Origin of the sequence: Thermoleptolyngbya sichuanensis A183 (assembly GCF_013177315.1) — a bacterium.
GTDB lineage: Bacteria > Cyanobacteriota > Cyanobacteriia > Elainellales > Elainellaceae > Thermoleptolyngbya > Thermoleptolyngbya sichuanensis.
In genome coordinates this window covers 5,369,398-5,385,593 of the sequence record NZ_CP053661.1, presented here as the reverse complement: position 1 = coordinate 5,385,593, position 16,196 = coordinate 5,369,398, and the positions used below count along the sequence as shown (strand labels likewise).

13 protein-coding genes and 1 other RNA gene are annotated in these 16,196 nt (G+C 57.6%); 6 read left to right on the top strand and 8 right to left on the bottom strand.

The genetic code is table 11. The annotated features are described in order from the left end of the window. Positions 1 to 76: 76 nt before the first annotated feature. The gene (locus tag HPC62_RS22370; RefSeq protein WP_172358590.1) at positions 77 to 838 is read left to right on the top strand and encodes a HEAT repeat domain-containing protein; all 762 of its coding nucleotides are present in this window, start codon (positions 77 to 79) and stop codon (positions 836 to 838) included. Between the two features lie 234 nt (positions 839 to 1,072). Here HPC62_RS22370 and HPC62_RS22365 read toward each other — a convergent pair whose 3' ends face one another. The 5 genes from HPC62_RS22365 to HPC62_RS22345 form a co-directional block, all read right to left on the bottom strand. Further along, positions 1,073 to 1,534: a hypothetical protein gene (locus tag HPC62_RS22365; RefSeq protein WP_172358589.1), complete on the bottom strand. Its 462-nt coding sequence runs from the start codon at positions 1,532 to 1,534 to the stop codon at positions 1,073 to 1,075. A gap of 118 nt (positions 1,535 to 1,652) precedes the next feature. Beyond that, positions 1,653 to 2,291, bottom strand: coding sequence for a DUF3386 domain-containing protein (locus HPC62_RS22360; protein WP_172358588.1), 639 nt, complete (start codon positions 2,289 to 2,291; stop codon positions 1,653 to 1,655). Between the two features lie 11 nt (positions 2,292 to 2,302). After that, positions 2,303 to 3,457 carry a pyridoxal-phosphate-dependent aminotransferase family protein gene (locus tag HPC62_RS22355; RefSeq protein WP_172358587.1) on the bottom strand — a complete coding sequence of 385 codons (1,155 nt, stop codon included), beginning with the start codon at positions 3,455 to 3,457 and terminating at the stop codon, positions 2,303 to 2,305. Positions 3,458 to 3,868: 411 nt separating this feature from the next. Then, a complete protein-coding gene (locus tag HPC62_RS22350; RefSeq protein WP_225910587.1) occupies positions 3,869 to 4,165 on the bottom strand; it encodes a hypothetical protein in 297 nt (98 codons plus the stop codon). Positions 4,166 to 4,786: 621 nt separating this feature from the next. Then, positions 4,787 to 6,085, bottom strand: coding sequence for a glycosyltransferase family 4 protein (locus HPC62_RS22345; RefSeq protein WP_172358586.1), 1,299 nt, complete (start codon positions 6,083 to 6,085; stop codon positions 4,787 to 4,789). Between the two features lie 867 nt (positions 6,086 to 6,952). On the opposite strand from HPC62_RS22345, the gene sir reads away from it, so the two are divergent. Then, positions 6,953 to 8,872: a sulfite reductase, ferredoxin dependent gene (sir, locus tag HPC62_RS22340; protein ID WP_172358585.1), complete on the top strand. Its 1,920-nt coding sequence runs from the start codon at positions 6,953 to 6,955 to the stop codon at positions 8,870 to 8,872. Between the two features lie 413 nt (positions 8,873 to 9,285). Further along, positions 9,286 to 10,878 (top strand): BamA/TamA family outer membrane protein, encoded by a 1,593-nt coding sequence (locus HPC62_RS22335; RefSeq protein WP_172358584.1) that lies wholly within the window; start codon positions 9,286 to 9,288, stop codon positions 10,876 to 10,878. A 75-nt stretch (positions 10,879 to 10,953) separates the two neighbouring features. On the opposite strand, the gene HPC62_RS22330 is transcribed toward HPC62_RS22335, so the two are convergent. Then, positions 10,954 to 12,945 (bottom strand): serine/threonine-protein kinase, encoded by a 1,992-nt coding sequence (locus HPC62_RS22330; protein WP_172358583.1) that lies wholly within the window; start codon positions 12,943 to 12,945, stop codon positions 10,954 to 10,956. Positions 12,946 to 12,976: 31 nt separating this feature from the next. Here HPC62_RS22330 and HPC62_RS24035 point away from each other — a divergent pair, with 31 nt between their 5' ends. Next, positions 12,977 to 13,108, top strand: coding sequence for a hypothetical protein (locus HPC62_RS24035; RefSeq protein ID WP_267313419.1), 132 nt, complete (start codon positions 12,977 to 12,979; stop codon positions 13,106 to 13,108). A 230-nt stretch (positions 13,109 to 13,338) separates the two neighbouring features. On the opposite strand, the gene HPC62_RS22325 is transcribed toward HPC62_RS24035, so the two are convergent. Then, positions 13,339 to 13,668, bottom strand: coding sequence for a DUF3593 domain-containing protein (locus HPC62_RS22325; protein ID WP_172358582.1), 330 nt, complete (start codon positions 13,666 to 13,668; stop codon positions 13,339 to 13,341). Positions 13,669 to 13,715: 47 nt separating this feature from the next. Here HPC62_RS22325 and rnpB point away from each other — a divergent pair. Continuing rightward, positions 13,716 to 14,196, top strand: an RNA gene (rnpB, locus tag HPC62_RS22320) — RNase P RNA component class A. Positions 14,197 to 14,511: 315 nt separating this feature from the next. On the opposite strand, the gene HPC62_RS22315 is transcribed toward rnpB, so the two are convergent. Beyond that, a complete protein-coding gene (locus tag HPC62_RS22315) occupies positions 14,512 to 15,021 on the bottom strand; it encodes a hypothetical protein (RefSeq protein WP_172358581.1) in 510 nt (169 codons plus the stop codon). Positions 15,022 to 15,548: 527 nt separating this feature from the next. Between HPC62_RS22315 and HPC62_RS22310 the strand changes: the two genes are divergently transcribed. Beyond that, positions 15,549 to 16,166 (top strand): TMEM165/GDT1 family protein, encoded by a 618-nt coding sequence (locus HPC62_RS22310; RefSeq protein ID WP_172359122.1) that lies wholly within the window; start codon positions 15,549 to 15,551, stop codon positions 16,164 to 16,166. Positions 16,167 to 16,196 lie beyond the last annotated feature (30 nt).

The window sequence follows — 16,196 nt, the reverse complement described above, 5'->3', positions numbered from 1 at the left end:
AGGTGGGTCAGCAGGCGGGAGAAAGCCCCCCGTTTCGACTCCCAACCCCGGCCCCGCATTGCTGTAAAGTGACAATATGTACGACAATGACGACCTTTCTGTGCTGGCGGCGGAGCTAGATCTTGACCTGGAAAGTCCGCTAGACAAGCTCGACGAGTCCGACAGCGAGACAGAAGCCCCCAAGCCTGATCCCGATGAAATGTTGGCGCTGCTGGAGTCGCCCCAACCTCAGCAGCGAATGCTGGCTGCACGTGCGTTTTGCGAATTGGAAGATGCGCGGGCCGTGCCGCATCTGATTCGGCTTCTGAGTGAAGCTTGTCCGCTGGTGCGGGTGAGTGCGGCCTATGCGCTGGGACGAAACCCCAGCAGCGAGGCCGTGGAGCCACTGATCGCGCAGTTTCAAAAAGACTGGAACGGCTACGTGCGAAAGGGTATCGTGTGGGCGCTGGGGAATAGCCGCGATCGCCGCGTGTTGGAGCCTCTGTTAGTGGCGCTAAAAACCGACATTCCGGCAGTCCGCCTGTGGGCCGCTAGCGCCCTGGCGCAAATGTCCTCTGTGGGATACGACGAAATCATCGCCGCCATTCCGCCGCTGATCGAAGCGCTGCGCCGCGACCCGATCGCCGCCGTGCGGAGCAACTGTGCCTGGTCGGTGGGTCAGCTTTGCCGCGAGTTGCCGTCGAATGTGGTCTATGCCACAGCGATTGATGCGCTGATCGAGGCGTTTGCCGAAGACGAAGAAATGGGTGTTCGCGAAGATGCCAAACTGTCGATGCTGAAGCTGGGCGATCCGCGTGGGCTTCAGGTGATTGAAGAACTGGAGCAGGAAGGGTTTTAGGCAGGGTGTATCCCACTTTTGTAGCCCTCACCCTAAATCCCTCTCCCAAAGCGGGAGAGGGACTTCCAATCCGGCTCCCCTTCTCTCTTTTTGGGAGAAGGGGCTGGGGGATGAAGGCAAACTTGCAGAACTGGGATGCGCCCTTTAGGCAGGACTGATGCACTTGTAGAGTAACGGATTGGCAATTCAAAATCGGCAATCCAAAATCCAAAATCCTGCTCATTATCCAAAACCCTACTCCCCATAAAACTCATCGATGCGCTCCACATAATCCAACTGCGCCAAGTTTAGGAGCGTCTCGCGCCAGTTTGGGCTGTGGGTTTCACCCATGCAGAGGATTTGTGCTGCGCTGCACCGGATGCGCCCCGGACTGTGGGGATAGAACTCAATCGCCGGGTTGAGAGCTTGGACTTCTGCCTGATGCTTGGCGCCGCTGCGCTGGGCAATATGGCAGGCGGCGCGGTTAACGTTGAGAGCTTGGACTTCTGCCTGATGCTTGGCGCTGCGGGGAATGCAAAACTCGTAGCGGAGCGATCGCCCTCCATCCGCTGGCCCCACCAATCCCTCCGGCGAAACCTGAGACAGGTCAAAGCTGATTTTGCTCAGGCTGGCTAGCGCAGGTGAACAGGACAAAAGGGCGATCGCTCCTACTCCGAAAATCCCCACAACCCGCATTAGGCGGAGTTTTTTACCCATCGCCGCAAATCCAAACTCGCACATCCAAAATCAAGCACCCACGCAAGAATCAAGCACCCACTCAAGCAGCCCAACTTCGAGGCACAGGGTGCGTAAAAATTGGGCTGCGGCTAGAACCCTACAGCAGTTCGATGTTCGACAGGGTAAACTCCGTCGTGGTCTGCGTATCGCCCTGGGTCGAGTGAATCACCTGGCGCGTCAGCAGATAATAGCCGCCGAAGTTTTCGTAGGTGCTGTCTACGCGGTTCTCGCGCACAACTTCACCCGTTTCGGCGTTGCGGAAGGTCACGTCGTAGCCCGTCGAGATGTAGCCCGCGCCCGTGTCGAGGCTGCTGTGGTGGTTAATCACAAAGGCGTTACCCCCCATGACGCGGCTCACCTGGCAGATCTCGTTGTTCCGCAGCTTGTAGTTTGACCCCATCGCGTCGCCGCTGACGAGGATTTCAACCGCACCCGTCTCATCGGTGTTGCCCAGCGAGAAGCGGTTTTTGCCGTGGGCCTGCTCAAAGCTGCTGCGCTTGCGGTGGGTCACGATTTCCCAGAGCATTCCCTGGAGCGACTCGCGCACTGCCTCATCCGACAGTTCGACGACCTCATAGCTCAGGTCAGCGTTTACCCGCACCTTGCCTGTATAGGTTTCGCCGCCCTGAGTCAGGGTCACGTCAGCCGTAAAGCCTGGAAAATGCTCATCCCAGGTATAGCGATTCTCGTAGGCCGCCCGAAAAAGCGATTGAGCGTCTAGCGTGGTTTGCGTCATGAGGAAAGCTCCTAAGCCGTTTCATTTAGGATCTTAGCGGCTGCGGCCACGCCTGCGCCGGGGGTTACGCCGTCGTACCCCAACTCAATCAGCGTGGCTTCTAGCGCACCCACGGCCGTCAAAATGTCGCGATCGCACACAAAGCCCAAGTGCCCCACGCGGAAAATCTTGCCCTTCAGGTCGTCCTGTCCGCCAGCCAGCGCAATGTCGAATTTCTTCTTCATTACCGAGCGGATTTTCTCGGACTCTACGCCCACCGGAGCCACGGCAGTAATCGCAGGGCTGGACGTGCCATCGGCGGCAAACAGCGGCAGCCCCAAGGCTTTCATGGCAGCGCGGGTGGCGTTCATCTGGCGATGGTGTCGCGCAAAGATATTTTCCAGCCCCTCTGCCTGCATCATTTTCAGCGCCACTTGCAGCGCAAAGAACATATTCACAGGTGGCGTGAAGGGCGTGGTGTTTTTTGCCGCGTCTTTGCGATATTTGCCCAGATCAAGGTAAAAGCGGGGAATCTTGGCCGTGGCGTAGGCTTCCCAGGCTTTGGGGCCAACCGCAACAAAGCCCAATCCTGGCGGCAGCATGAAGCCCTTTTGGGAACCCGACGCAACCACATCCAGCCCCCATTCGTCGATGGGCACGTTGGTTGCGCCCAGGCTGGTGACAGCATCTACGATAATCAGCGCCCCGTGGGCCTTGACGTGCCGATTGATGGTTTCCAGGTCGTTCAGCACGCCCGTCGAGGTTTCGCTGTGGGTGACGATGACAGCCTTGATGTCTTTGGCAGTGTCGGCTTCTAGGCGGGTGCGAAAGTCTTCGGGGTCTAGTGCTTTGCCCCATTCGGCGGTGACGCGCTCCACGTTTAGCCCAAAGCCCTCCGCAAGCTGGGCCCAGCGATCGCCAAATTTGCCGTTTGTGCCCACCAACACGCGATCGCCCGGACTCAAAAAGTTAATGATCCCCGCTTCCATTGCGCCCGTGCCGCTGGCCGTCAGGATCAGCACGTCGTTCTCGGTCTGGTGCAGCCACTTTAGCCCCGCAGTCACCTCCGCCATGATCGTGCCAAACTCGCCGCTGCGGTGGCCAATCGGGTGCTTTGCCAGCGCCAACAGCACCGACTCCGGCACAGGTGTCGGGCCGGGAATCATCAACATCAGCTTATTGTCCATTGCTCTGTCCTGCCTCTGAACTCAGGGGAATTTAGATTTTGCGTCGATCTAATATTTTGGGGCATTTTTGGAGTATCTATCAGAATGCCACATTCTGGAGAGCGCAGGCGTTGGGATGGAAAGACCCAAGGTTGGGCCTTCTGCACGTTAGATTCGTTAGATTTTGGATTGGGAATCGAGGAATTTGGGACTGAGAATTTTGGATTTTGGATTGACAGACTAAGAGCTAATTTATGAAGCAAATCTTAAGAAGCCTGAAACTCTTGGCATGTGTGGCTTTGAGGTCATGCTTGCCCAGGAAAAGCGGTTTCTCGGAAATCCTTGATTAACAAGGCTTTCAGGCTCCTTTACAAATTAGCTCTAAGCCGCCAAAATCCAAAACCCAAAACCCAAAATCGCCCTTATCTGTTCTTACTCGTTTGCGCTAGGGTTGCTGCGGATTTCACGGTGGAGGTAGCGCAGCACTTCGCCGGGGCGACCGTCGAGGACGATGCCGTGGGGTGGGAAATCCAGGGCGTTTGTCCACTCGAAGCGTTCGGCGTAGCGGAGCAGGTGCAGACGGTCAATCGCCATCTGCGCGTCTTCGGGGAGGCCGATGATGTAGTGGCGCAGGCGGCGACGGTGGGGCAATTCGCAGGTGAGCGGGGGCAGCGAAAACTGGGTCGCCTCCGAGATTGGGGACGACCAGGTGTATTGAATTGTCAGCATTTGGGGTTTCCTCCAGGAAACGAGGGGGTAGGAAACCCCGAAATGTTGGCCGCCCACGGACGTGAAGCGCTGGGACAGGGCGGCCTACAATGGACGCAGCCCTGAGACAGGCGGTGACTGTCGAGGGGTCAGGCGTTGGTGGGTGCTGCTAACACCTGCCAATGCCGTAGATGACTAAACGACCAAAATTTCGGGGGGAAAGTGGGCTGCGTCGAAGGGAACCAACGAGCAGCTTGATGGACGATTGTACTGGATGCGTTTCACTGACGCAAGAGAATTTTAGATAGGACTTACGCAGTTAGACAATTTCTCGCGGGCGCAGCCCGCGAGAAATTGTCCAAAACCCAAAGAGATGATCGCGAGTGCGTCAGTCCTGTTGGATTTTGGATTGGGGCGGGACGGGGCTGGCAGCGGGGGCATGGAGGGCGATCGCCCTTCGTCAACGCCAGAGTTTCCCCAACCAGAGTTACCTAAATAAGCTTCCCCAACCAGAGTTATCCCAGCTAGAGTTTCCCAAACGAGCTTCCCATGCAAGCTTCCCTAACAAGACGCTCTCCCGGTGCTGCAATAGGCTGTCGAGAGAGCGTCTTGTGGAGGCGCAAATTCGGCGGGATGCCAGCGCTATGCCGCTACTTCCTGAGCGTCTTCCTCCATCTCTATCGGGACGACCTCAGCCGCCACACTGGCGATGAGTTGCAGATAGAGTTGCCCCAGGCGCGATGCAACGCTGTCCCAGCTAAAGCCGAGTTCTACGCGCTGGCGACCCGCATGGCCCAGCTTGTCTCGCCAAGCAGGGTTTTTGAGGATGCGGGCGATCGCCCTGGCAAAGGCCTCAGCATCTTTGGGCGGCACCAGCAGCCCTGTGACTTCGGGGACAACGGTATATTGCAGCCCACCCACATTGCTGGCCACTACAGGCGTATGGCTGGCCATTGCCTCAATGGGCACCAGGCCAAAGGGTTCATAGTGGCTGGGCACCACGCACACATCCGCCGCCGCGTAATAGAGATGCAAGTTGGTGTCACCCAGGCGGCCGGGGAATTGGGTTATGGCGGTCAACCCCAGCGCTTGCACAATGCCTTCAATGCGATCGCGCTCCAGTCCATCACTTTTGCCGGGGCGACTGCCGCCGCCAATCACCAGCTTCAGATTGGGCAGATGCCGCAAATCAGACTCTCCTACAGCCCGAACCAGCGTTTCGATGCCCTTGCGCGGGTCAAATCGCCCCACATACAGCACGATCTTATCTTCGGGAGCAAAGCCGAGCTGCTGGCGGGCTTCGGCGCGGGTGACTTGGCCAAAGCGGCTAATGTCCGTGCCGCAGGGAATCATGTCGATGCGCCCCTGGGTGGAGACGAGCGATCGCATGTGTTCTCGCTCTTGGGGACTGGTCGCCACCACCGAATCCACCGTTTCCAGGCAGTCTTTTTCGACCATCAGGCGTTTCGCGCCAATCGGCGGCAAATCGCCCAGTGTGCGATACTTCACTGCGCCCAGCGAGTGGTAGGTATGCACCTGCACCAGCGACGGCATCTGACGCTTTAGCCGCATCCCCACCCACGACGAGAGCCAGTAGTGGGTGTGAACGAGCGAATACTCAACCCCTTCCTGCGTTTGAAAGGCGAGAAACTGCTCAACAAACTCCGGCAAATAGTCGAACAGCACATCGCGGCTCATAAACTCTGCCGGGCCAGCCACCAGCCGAATCGTCCGGCAATGGGGCTGGTGTTCCACGATCATCGGCTGCTCTGGGTCGCTGCGGCGCGTAAACATATCTACCTGCCAACCCTGCGCGGCCAGTGTTTCACCAACCTGGCGCACGTAGACATTTTGCCCGCCTGCCTCTTCCTGTCCAATCTCAGCCGCCGGATCTCCGTCCACCGAAATCAGAGCAACACGATGCTTCTGCTTCAGAAACATGCTTTTCACCTCATGGTTAACGCCTGCCAGCTCGCGAACCAGAGGTGCTCTCTTAGAAGTAAAAGATTCCCTCAGCGATCGCGGGCCAGCACATCTCAGCAATCGATACGTACTAGCGATGAACACCGACGAGAATCAGGACACACCAACCAAGCCAGCCGCTCCGTCACTTAGGGCGTGCTTTAAAACCTTTTGATCCCCCCTTTAGCCCCCCTTGAGCAAGATCAGGGGGATTCAAGGGGGATCGACTCAGGGCAATCAACGACCTAGAAGGTTTTAAGACACTGCCCACACAAACCGTTATCGGCTCGGAAGTCGTGAGGGTAGAAATCCCCTTTAGGTCAGCTCTCAATCCAGACTCAGCCACTTAGCTGATACAAGATTCAAAAGCTACCGCAGACTTGCTGAACTTTTGTTTGTCTAGGCTCCAGTGCTTTCTAAATCACTAATGATCTTGGAAGCACTAAATTAGGCTGGCTTATCATTTAACTGAGAAGATATCTCATTTCAAATTGTTTCGTCAACGTTGTACGCTGCCAAATCTTCACGCTAGGGTCTAGTCGTGGTAAGGCTTTTGACTGCTCAGAAAAGCAGCTTGTAAATTGTAAGCTTGGCTACAAAACGCTACAAAACTGTGATCTGAACTGTAGTCTGAACAAAAGACTCTGAAGACTTTCCCTGCTTTTCTGCCTGGAAATGTGGGAGATGAGATGATAAGACTTAAGATACTAATAGGGCTTAATTCCTATCGGGATACCGGAAATATTCGCCGAGGGCATCTCATCTAGCGTTAAGCTCTCAACTGTGCGTCGAAATTCCTTGGCGATCGCGCCGATCCTTATTTACCCGCCATTCTCCAGCCAGTCTATGTCTCCTACTTCCACACCCGCCGCTCCCAAAGTTTCCAAGGTCGAAGGCATCAAAGAGCGCAGCCACGGGCTGAGGGAACCCGTCGCCACCGAGCTGCGGCAAGACACCACCCACTTCACCGAAGATGCGGTGCAGATCCTCAAGTTTCACGGCTCCTATCAGCAAGACAACCGCGACAACCGGGTCAAAGGCCAGGAGAAAGACTATCAGTTTATGCTGCGGACGCGCAGCCCCGGCGGCATGATTCCTGCCCAGCTTTATCTGGCGCTGGACACGCTCTCGGAGCAATATGGCAACCACACGCTGCGGGCGACAACGCGGCAAGGCTTCCAGATTCACGGCATCCTCAAAAAGAACCTGAAAACGGTGATGGCCACTATCGTCCGCAATCTGGGGTCTACGCTTGGGGCTTGCGGCGATCTGAATCGCAACGTTATGGCCCCACCCGCCCCGTTCAAGGATCGCCCCGAATATGCGCTGGCGTGGGAGTATGCAAACAACATCGCTGACCTGCTCACGCCGCAGACGGGAGCCTATTATGAAATTTGGCTGGATGGCGAAAAGGTAATTTCTGCTGAGGAGCATCCCGACGTGGTGGCGGCCCGCCAGCGCAACGGCAACCGCACCATCTTTCACGACCACGAAGAGCCGATCTACGGTACGCAGTACATGCCCCGCAAGTTCAAGGCCTGCGTGACCGTTCCTGGCGACAACTCAGTTGATCTGTTTTCCCAAGATCTGGGGCTGGTGGTGATTACTGACGACCAGGGTAATCTGGAGGGCTTCAACATTTACGCGGGCGGCGGGCTAGGGCGGACGCACAACAAGGAGGAAACCTTTGCGCGGGTGGCTGACCCGATTGGCTATGTCGATAAAGCCGATATTTACGATGCGGTGAAGGCGATCGTGGCGACGCAGCGGGACTATGGCGATCGCGCTGAGCGCCGCCATGCCCGTATGAAGTATCTGATTCACGACTGGGGCGTGGATAAGTTTCGCAGCATGGTGGAGAGCTATCTGGGCAAGCCGCTGCAACCGCTGAGGCCCCTGCCGCCGTTTGAGTATAAGGATTTTCTGGGCTGGCATGAGCAGGGCGATGGCAAACTGTTTTTGGGTATTTCGGTGGAAAATGGCCGCGTCAAGGATGAGGGCGCGTTTCAGCTTAAAACTGCTCTGCGCGAGATTGAGCAAACCTTCGCGCTGCCCATGCGCCTGACCCCGCATCAGAACATTCTGCTGCACGACATCGCACCGGGCGATCGCCCAAAAATTCAAGCCATCCTGACCCGCTGCGGCATCCAGGCAGAAACCGACATCGATACGCTGGTGCGCTATTCCATGGCCTGTCCGGCGTTGCCCACCTGCGGGCTGGCGATCGCCGAATCTGAACGCGCCCTGCCCACCGTGCTGGAGCGGATTCGCGCCCTGCTGGATCGCGTAGGTTTGCCCGATGAGCATTTCGTCGTGCGGATGACGGGCTGCCCCAATGGCTGCGCTCGCCCCTACCTGGCGGAAATTGGCTTCGTTGGCCAAGCGCCCGATGCCTATCAGCTTTGGCTGGGAGCCGATCCGCACCAGACTCGTCTTGGCCTGGTCTACATGGACAAGATGCCGATTCAAGATCTGGAAAAAACGCTAGAGCCGCTGTTCGTCTTTTTCAAACAAAAGCGCAACGCCAACGAGAGCTTTGGGGATTTTGCCCACCGCGTTGGTCTGGAGGCTTTGCGTCAGTTTGCAGCGACGTACAAGCCTGGCCAGGTCGCCAAACCCGCCCGCCCCGGCAAGGCCCGCTACCGCATCGGCATCCGCGATGAGGTGTATGAAAAGCTGAAGGCGATCGCCACTGACAAGGGCCTCTCCATGACCGACATCACTACCCAGGCGCTAGAGGAATACCTGAAGCAGTTTGGCCGCTAGCCGCAGGTCAAGCGCTCTGGCCAAGCGCTCTGGCCAAGCACTCTGGGCAAGCACTCTGGGCAAGTTAGACCGAATCTTTGGGACAGTTGCCATGACCCAAGCTCTACAGCCTTCCATCGAGCAGCGATTCGTCCAGACGGGCGTAAGCTAGAGGCTGCGGCTCTGCTTTGCGTCGGCTTACGATGTATTTCTTGATGATGTATTTCTTGATGAGGTCAGCACCGTTGATTGCGATTTCAGCGAGTCCGTCTACCCGCTATCCTGCTTGGTGACTGAGGACAGTTCACTGACGGTTTGCTGACGGTTTGCTGACGATTTACTGACGGTTTACTGACGGTTTACTGTTACTGACGGCTTACCAAGGACAAAAGGCGGCGCAGGATTCATAAATTTTATGTGAGGAGATAAAGTCCATGCAACGGCTCTACCATTTGCCTGTGATGTCGCTGAGCGTGCTGACAAAGATCGCAGGAACGATCAGCGTGGTGTTGATGTCTGCGCTGTCTGTCCAGGCAACTCCAGAACTCTTAAAAACTCATCAGGATACGCTTCATCTCCAGCAGGACGGAGCCGATGTTGCAGGACTTGCACTGCTGGCCCAGGCAAGGCAACTGCCCGAATCGCTGGAGCAGCTTGAAGCAGAGGCGACGCGCAGCCAGGGGCGGGGTCTGTCTGGTGTTCAGCCGTCTGCGCCGGAGCCAGAAACCGTCGTCGCGCCCACGCCAGACGCTTCGACCCGCGCTGAGGATTTGTGGGTCGAAGAGACGCTGGAGGTCGAGCCGACGTTTTCCCCCCAAAATGCACCGGATGGGGGTGAAGCGCCCGTCCTTGTGCCCGCTCAGCAGCAATCCTCTCTGACCGCGCTAGATTCGGAGGCGATCGCCCAAATTCCCGCCCTATACGACTTTGAGCAGGGCAATGTGCTCCGCTTTCAGCTTGCAAGTGATCTGCCCGATCCCACGGCGCTGCAAAGTCCCCTGCGACGGCGCGTGGTGCGGACGACGATCCAAAGCACGGGGCTGTCAGCGGTGGCCAGCCTGCGACAACCCCTCAGCGCAGACAGCTACATTCACCTGGCGGTGGTGGGCGGCACTACGGCGCTGGGAGCCGACCTGGGCGCGGTGTTTGGCAACTTTGGCGCGAATGTGTTTAGCCAGCGATCGCACTTGGGCGCGTTCAAAGGGGGCGATCGCGACGTAGACCTGCCCACAGGCGATACGCCCTGGATTCACCGACTGGGCGGCGGCGTGGAATATACCTTTTCCATTGGCAATGAAATCGAGTCGGCGCTAGGCGTGACCTATCAGCGAGTGTCGGTGCGCGACGATTTCTTTTCAGACAATATTTTCCCCAGAGACGAAGACGGCAATCGCTTCACCGTAGAAAATAATGGGATTGACGATCTAGTCAGCGTGGACTTTGTGGCAGCGGTCGATCGCCGCAACGATGGAGCCTATTCTACTGAAGGCTCTCTGCTGCGGTTTGGGGCAAGCCAGGGCTTTCTAATCGACACGGACGATGCCTTTACCCGGTTCACTGGCTCCTATACCCACTACCTGCCATTGAACCTGTTCGGCTTTGATCGGGGGCCTCGGACGCTGGTGTTAAACGTGCAGGCGGGCACAACCCTGGGCGATGTGCCGCCCTATATTGGCTTTAACCTGGGCGGCAACAACTCGGTGCGGGGCTTTTCGGGCGGCGGCATCAGCACCAGCAGCAGCTTTATCCAAGCCACTGCGGAATATCGCTTTCCGGTTGCCCGGTTGAACCTGTTTAACCGCGATATCGACCTGCGCGGCATCCTGTTCATCGACTACGCCAATGACCTGGGCACGGCCGATGACGTGATCGGCGAACCCGCCATCGCCCGCGACAAACCCGGCGAGGGTTTTGGCTTTGGGGCAGGGTTGCAAGCCCGCACGCCGCTGGGCTTTGGTCGGCTAGAGTTTGGCTTTACCGACACGGGCGAGAGCAGGCTGATTGCCACCTTTGGCGATCGCTTCTAGCCCATGACGGGAGAAGAGAGGAAAAAGAAAGAACGAAGAAGTTTCGTTCTTCCTTCTTCCTTCTTCCCTCTTCCCTCAATGCTGCCACACCCGCACCGTATTGTCTGAACTGCCGCTGGCGAGATAGCGACCATTGCCGCTGAGGGCGATCGCATTCACGCTATCGCCATGCCCCACCAGGGTATCGATCAGCCGCCCGCTGGCCACGTCCCACAGCTTGATCGTGGCATCGCTGCTGCCGCTAAAGAGAATCTTGCCGTCGGGACTGAACGCCAGGGCATTCACCTCGCGGGTGTGGTCGGTGAGGTTGTGCAGCAGTTCGCTGGTTTGCAGATTCCAGATCTTGACGCTCTTGTCGCGGCTGCCGCTGGCCAGCGTCAGGCTGTCGGGATGGAAGGCGAGGGCATTCACCGCGCTGACGTGGCCTGAGAGCAGGCGAAGCTGTTCGCCCGTTTGCAGGCTCCAGATCCGCACCTTGTTGTCTAGCCCGCCGCTGGCAAAGGTGCGCCCATCGCGACCGATGGCGATCGCCTTGATCATGCTCAACACCCCCGGCAGCACCTTGACCACCGCGCCATTGGCCAGGCTCCACAGGCGAATCGTCCGGTCTTCGCCGCCGCTGATTAGCAGCTGCCCATCGGGGCTAATGGCCAGGGCATTCACATCGCGGCTGTGGCCGGATAAGTTTCGCAGGGGCGCACCCGTGGGCAAATACCAGGCTTTAATCAAACAGTCATCGCCCGCGCTCAGCAAGGTGCGCCCGTCGGGGCTGACGGCTACGGCGTTGACATCGCGGCTATGGCCCGCCAGGTTAAACAGCAGGTTGCCCTGGGTTAGGTTCCACACCTTTACCGTGTCGTCTAGGCTGCCGCTGACCACGACCGACCCCGCTTCGTCCACTGCCACGCTCGTGACCCAGGAGCCATGCCCTACCAGAGTATGAATACAGCGCCAGCCAGAGATTTGCGGCACCGTTGGGCGCACCAGCGGCGGGCGCGAGGTGGGCGGCGCAGAGGTGGGTGGGTTGGACGGGCGGGCAGGCGAGGCGACCGGAGATGCGGCTCGCTGAGGGGCGGCGGCCTGGGGTGAAGCTGCTGCACGGGGTGATGGAGCGGCAGAGGGCTCGGCAGAGGGCTGAGGAGCGGGCGATCGCCCCGGTCGGCTCGTCGGCAGGAAATAGTCAGCATTCAAATCGCGCATCACCTCATCGGCCGACTGGTAGCGCTCCGACACCAGATCCTTCAGCATTTGGTTGAGCATGTGCGCCAGTTGCTCGCTGACCAGCGTGCCCTTTTCTGCTAGATATTCTCGCCAGGTCCAGCGGCCCTCCAGCGGGTCATAGAGATTATCTGGCCGCACCTGCGTCATCAGATGAATACAGGTCGCCCCTAGGCTGTAGAGGTCGCTGGCGGGGTAGGCGCGACCGCTGCGAAACTGCTCGATCGGCGCATAGCCCTCTGTGCCGATTCGGGTTCCCGTGGCGACGGGCGCATCGCCAAGCTGCTTGGCTACGCCGAAGTCGATTAGCACCAGACGGCGATCGCCCTGTCGCCGCAGGATATTGGTCGGCGTAATGTCACGGTGGATCACCTGGCGCTGATGCACAAACCGCAGCACCGGCAGAATATCCGCCAGCACCTCTCGAATCTGGCGCTCTCCAAACGCCCCGGTCTGCCTCATTTCCTGGAGTAGGCTTTGTCCCTCGACAAACTGCTGCACCAGATAGAGGTAGCTGTCCTGCTCAAAATAGGCCAGCAGCGTGGGAATTTGTGGATGCTCGCCCAGTTCATCCAGCCGCACCGCCTCCTGGTTGAACAGCCGCACCGCCTTTTCCAGCGACTTTGTGCCCTGCACCTGCGGCGAAAACTGCTTCACCACGCAGCGCGTCCCCAATCGATCCTCATCCAGTGCCAGATAGGTGCGCCCAAATCCACCCTGTCCGATGGGGTGCTGGGGTCGATATCGTCCCCGCAGGAGTGGCGTTAGCGTGGCTCCACAACTCTGACACACCTTTGCATCGTCAGGGTTCTGGGGGCTTTTACACTTGGGATTTAGGCAACAAGTCATGGTGGTAGCGCACTGAGGCTCGTATGGTTCATTGTCCCCCGGATCGGAACGGAGCGAACAAGACAACGACTCCGCTGCCTCCAGAGATTTCCTCGATTCCCTGACCCGGCTGGTATTGCTGGCTGGAAACCCCACCGTCAAAAAGCTCGTCAAACAGCTTTAGATGCTTTAGACATTAAAGCTTTTAGACATAAAGCCTTTAGACATAGCCTTTAGACATAGAGCTTAGGCATGGGCAGCAATACCCGCGCCTTCCTGCTCAAGATAGATCGTTTGGTTCCGTTTGGTTTAGTGCGGCGGCAAAAAGCAGTCTGGCGATCGCGCTCCGTTCACGCTTCAAAGCAACACCCTTCGCTAATGCTAACCCCAAGCCCGCCGAACGGAAAAATTTGGTTAGGATTTCGGGACGTGGGCTGAGGAATCTTGCCCCAGATCGGGCGATCGCCGCTGCACAATGCCCTGTCGAAAGCCCAACACCACCAGCACATTCGCCAGGGTCAAAAATGCCTCTGCGCTGCCGTGTAGCCAGTCCACATTAGCCAGCGACTCACCCACCACCCGCTCCGCATAAATCCCCGCCGGAATCGTCACCGCCACAAACACCAGCGTCATATAAAACCCCACCAGCGCCAGTCGGGGCGTATTGCCTGCCTTCGTCAAAAACCACAAAAAGCCGAGGTAGGGAAAGAGAGAGAGGGCAAAGAGGGTTTCTTTGGAAAACATTGCAGAGAGCAGGGTGGGAGTTTTGCAAACTAGACTGGAGATCGGGAAGAGGAGGCGACGGCGGTTGCGGATGTTGAGGAGTTGCAGTTGCGGCTCTGGTGGCATCTGAGGAAAGTCCGGGCTCCCGAAAGACCAGACCTGCTTGGTAACGCCAAGTGCGCGTGAGCGTGAGGATAGTGCCACAGAAACATACCGCCCAGGCGATTTGAGATTGGCGATTGGCGATTTTGGAGGCAGTCCTAAGTCCTAAATCCAAAATCTAAAATCAAGATCCCAACCCTGGGTAAGGGTGCAAAGGTGCGGTAAGAGCGCACCAGCAGCGTCGAGAGGCGCTGGCTCGGTAAACCCCGGTCGGGAGCAAGGTCGAAGGAGCAACGGTTGGTCTTTTACCGGCTCCGAGGTGCAGTATATGCTGCATCTGCCAATCCGCTAGAGGTGTCTGGCGACAGACATCCCAGATAGATAACTGCCCTCGGCTGGCTTGCCAGTGCGAGAACAGAACCCGGCTTATGTCCGCCTCTTCCCTCCCATTTTCTCTAACAGGGCTTACACACTTGCGGTCAGTTTTCTGGACTTCGAAGGGTTTCTCGTGAGATGCGCCGCAAAAAAATCCTTCAACTGCGTAAGTCCTATCTGATTCACCTGCGTAACTTCTATCTAAATTGTGGGGGCGATCGCCCGTTTGACTGCCAGACTCGCAGGAAGACTCGCAGGAAGACCCGCAGTTTGCCAGGTCTTGCAGACCACTAGAAGAGCGATCGCCCCCTAAATCGTCGCTTCAGCCGCGACAGACACTCGCGACACACTCACCGTCGCAATCGCTGCACGGTCATTGGCTCAGACTTAAATCAGCAGCACGGTGCCGTTTTCGTCAACCGACAGGTTAATGGTGCCCGAATCGTCCGAAAGCTGTTCGCTGACAATCACCTGAATCACGTTACCTTCCACCAGCACGTCTACGCTCAGCCCGATGTTTGTGCCCAGCGGATAGACCAGCAGATTAATCGGCAGCGGCAGAAAGCTGGTTGTCGTGGTGCCAAAGGCGGTCTGGCTGTTGGGGGCGATTTGTCGCTCGGCGGAGGCGGGCTGCGTCAGGGCGGCGGCAATGGTAGCCCGACCGCCGTTGATGATTTCAATCCGAATGGGACGCGCCGGGTTGACGCGGCCGACCCGCTCTTCGCTGATTTGGGCAATTCGCGAAGCGCTGCCTACGGGAATCGCCTTTGGTGCGAGGGACGTTGCCGTCTGGGCCTGGGCCGGGGCATCCAGCGGCAGCCCAATCGCTCCAACGAGGGCGATCGCGCTTCCCAGCATTAATTTCAAGGTTTGGTTCAAGGTCGTGCTCAAGGTCATGTTCAAGCTTGGGTTTGCGTTCCGGCTCTGGGTCGAGGTCATGCTCAATTTCATAGAGTTTTGAAGTCCTGATTAAAAATTTAATTCTGCTAGTTTCTGCTAGCTTCTGCTGGGTTTTGCTGAAGTTTGTGAACTCAGCGTTTCAGGCTGAAGCAGGCGATTCAACGGCGGCCCTCCATTCTGAGCAACGTAGCATCTGCCCAGATTTTTTGAGGATTTTCGGCGCTACATCGGATTTTTGGTAAACCATGCAATAATGCTAATTGATTGAAGGGGAGTAGCTACCCGGCGCGTTCCGGGAACCTGAATCAACACACTGGGGATGACCCTGGTTCAGGTGATGCACCTGGCATTTGCGGAAAGCGCCTGCCAAGCATTCAGTGAGACCTTCACTAAGTCCACACGTTGAGTGGGCTTGGTGGAGTGCGCTGCCTCTCATCGAGTCCACTCAGGTTTTGCTGCTGATCCTGAGGAGAGACAAGAACATGAGCGGAGCGGGTTTTTTACATCAGCTATATCAGCCCAGTTTGTTTGAAGCGTTTGTGGCAGGGCTGCTGCTGATTACGGTTTCAGAACTGGGCGACAAGACGTTTTTCATTGGCGTGATCTTGGCAACGCGACATCGGCGATCGCTCGTTTTCATTGGCGTAGTGAGTGCGCTGGCGGCGATGACGCTGATTTCGGTGATGATGGGGCGCGTGGTGTCGCTGTTTTCCCCTACTGTTGTGCATTACGCTGAAATTGCACTGTTACTGGCGTTTGGCAGCCAGCTTTTGCTCAAGGGCTGGCGCATGGCCGACGAACCCTGCGCCGAGGCCTGCGAAGAGGCGATGGAAACCATCACGCAGTCGGAACAGGTGCTCATCAAGCGGCCGACCAATCTGGCAGTGGTTTTGCAGGCCTTTGGGCTGACATTTTTGGCAGAATGGGGCGATCGCACGCAAATTGCCACCATCGGTCTGGCGGCAGCCAAAAATCCCATCGGAGTATCGGTAGGCGCAATTTTGGGGCACGCCATCTGCGCGGCGATCGCCGTCATTGGGGGCAGGCTGATCGCAGGTCGCCTGTCGGAAAAAACGCTGACTCTGCTCGGTGGTGCGCTGTTTCTGGTCTTCGCGGCGACCGCTACGGCAAACGGCGTGTAGCCCCTGCCCCGCTCTGAATCCCCGATTTCT

Excerpts from the sequence above, each read along its gene's own strand:
- HPC62_RS22370 (WP_172358590.1), top strand. The coding sequence starts at position 77 with ATGTACGACAATGACGACCTTTCTGTGCTGGCGGCGGAGCTAGATCTT.
- HPC62_RS22365 (WP_172358589.1), bottom strand. The coding sequence starts at position 1,534 with ATGGGTAAAAAACTCCGCCTAATGCGGGTTGTGGGGATTTTCGGAGTA.
- HPC62_RS22360 (WP_172358588.1), bottom strand. The coding sequence starts at position 2,291 with ATGACGCAAACCACGCTAGACGCTCAATCGCTTTTTCGGGCGGCCTAC.
- HPC62_RS22355 (WP_172358587.1), bottom strand. The coding sequence starts at position 3,457 with ATGGACAATAAGCTGATGTTGATGATTCCCGGCCCGACACCTGTGCCG.
- HPC62_RS22350 (WP_225910587.1), bottom strand. The coding sequence starts at position 4,165 with ATGCTGACAATTCAATACACCTGGTCGTCCCCAATCTCGGAGGCGACC.
- HPC62_RS22345 (WP_172358586.1), bottom strand. The coding sequence starts at position 6,085 with ATGTTTCTGAAGCAGAAGCATCGTGTTGCTCTGATTTCGGTGGACGGA.
- sir (WP_172358585.1), top strand. The coding sequence starts at position 6,953 with ATGTCTCCTACTTCCACACCCGCCGCTCCCAAAGTTTCCAAGGTCGAA.
- HPC62_RS22335 (WP_172358584.1), top strand. The coding sequence starts at position 9,286 with ATGCAACGGCTCTACCATTTGCCTGTGATGTCGCTGAGCGTGCTGACA.
- HPC62_RS22330 (WP_172358583.1), bottom strand. The coding sequence starts at position 12,945 with ATGACTTGTTGCCTAAATCCCAAGTGTAAAAGCCCCCAGAACCCTGAC.
- HPC62_RS22325 (WP_172358582.1), bottom strand. The coding sequence starts at position 13,668 with ATGTTTTCCAAAGAAACCCTCTTTGCCCTCTCTCTCTTTCCCTACCTC.
- HPC62_RS22315 (WP_172358581.1), bottom strand. The coding sequence starts at position 15,021 with ATGACCTTGAGCACGACCTTGAACCAAACCTTGAAATTAATGCTGGGA.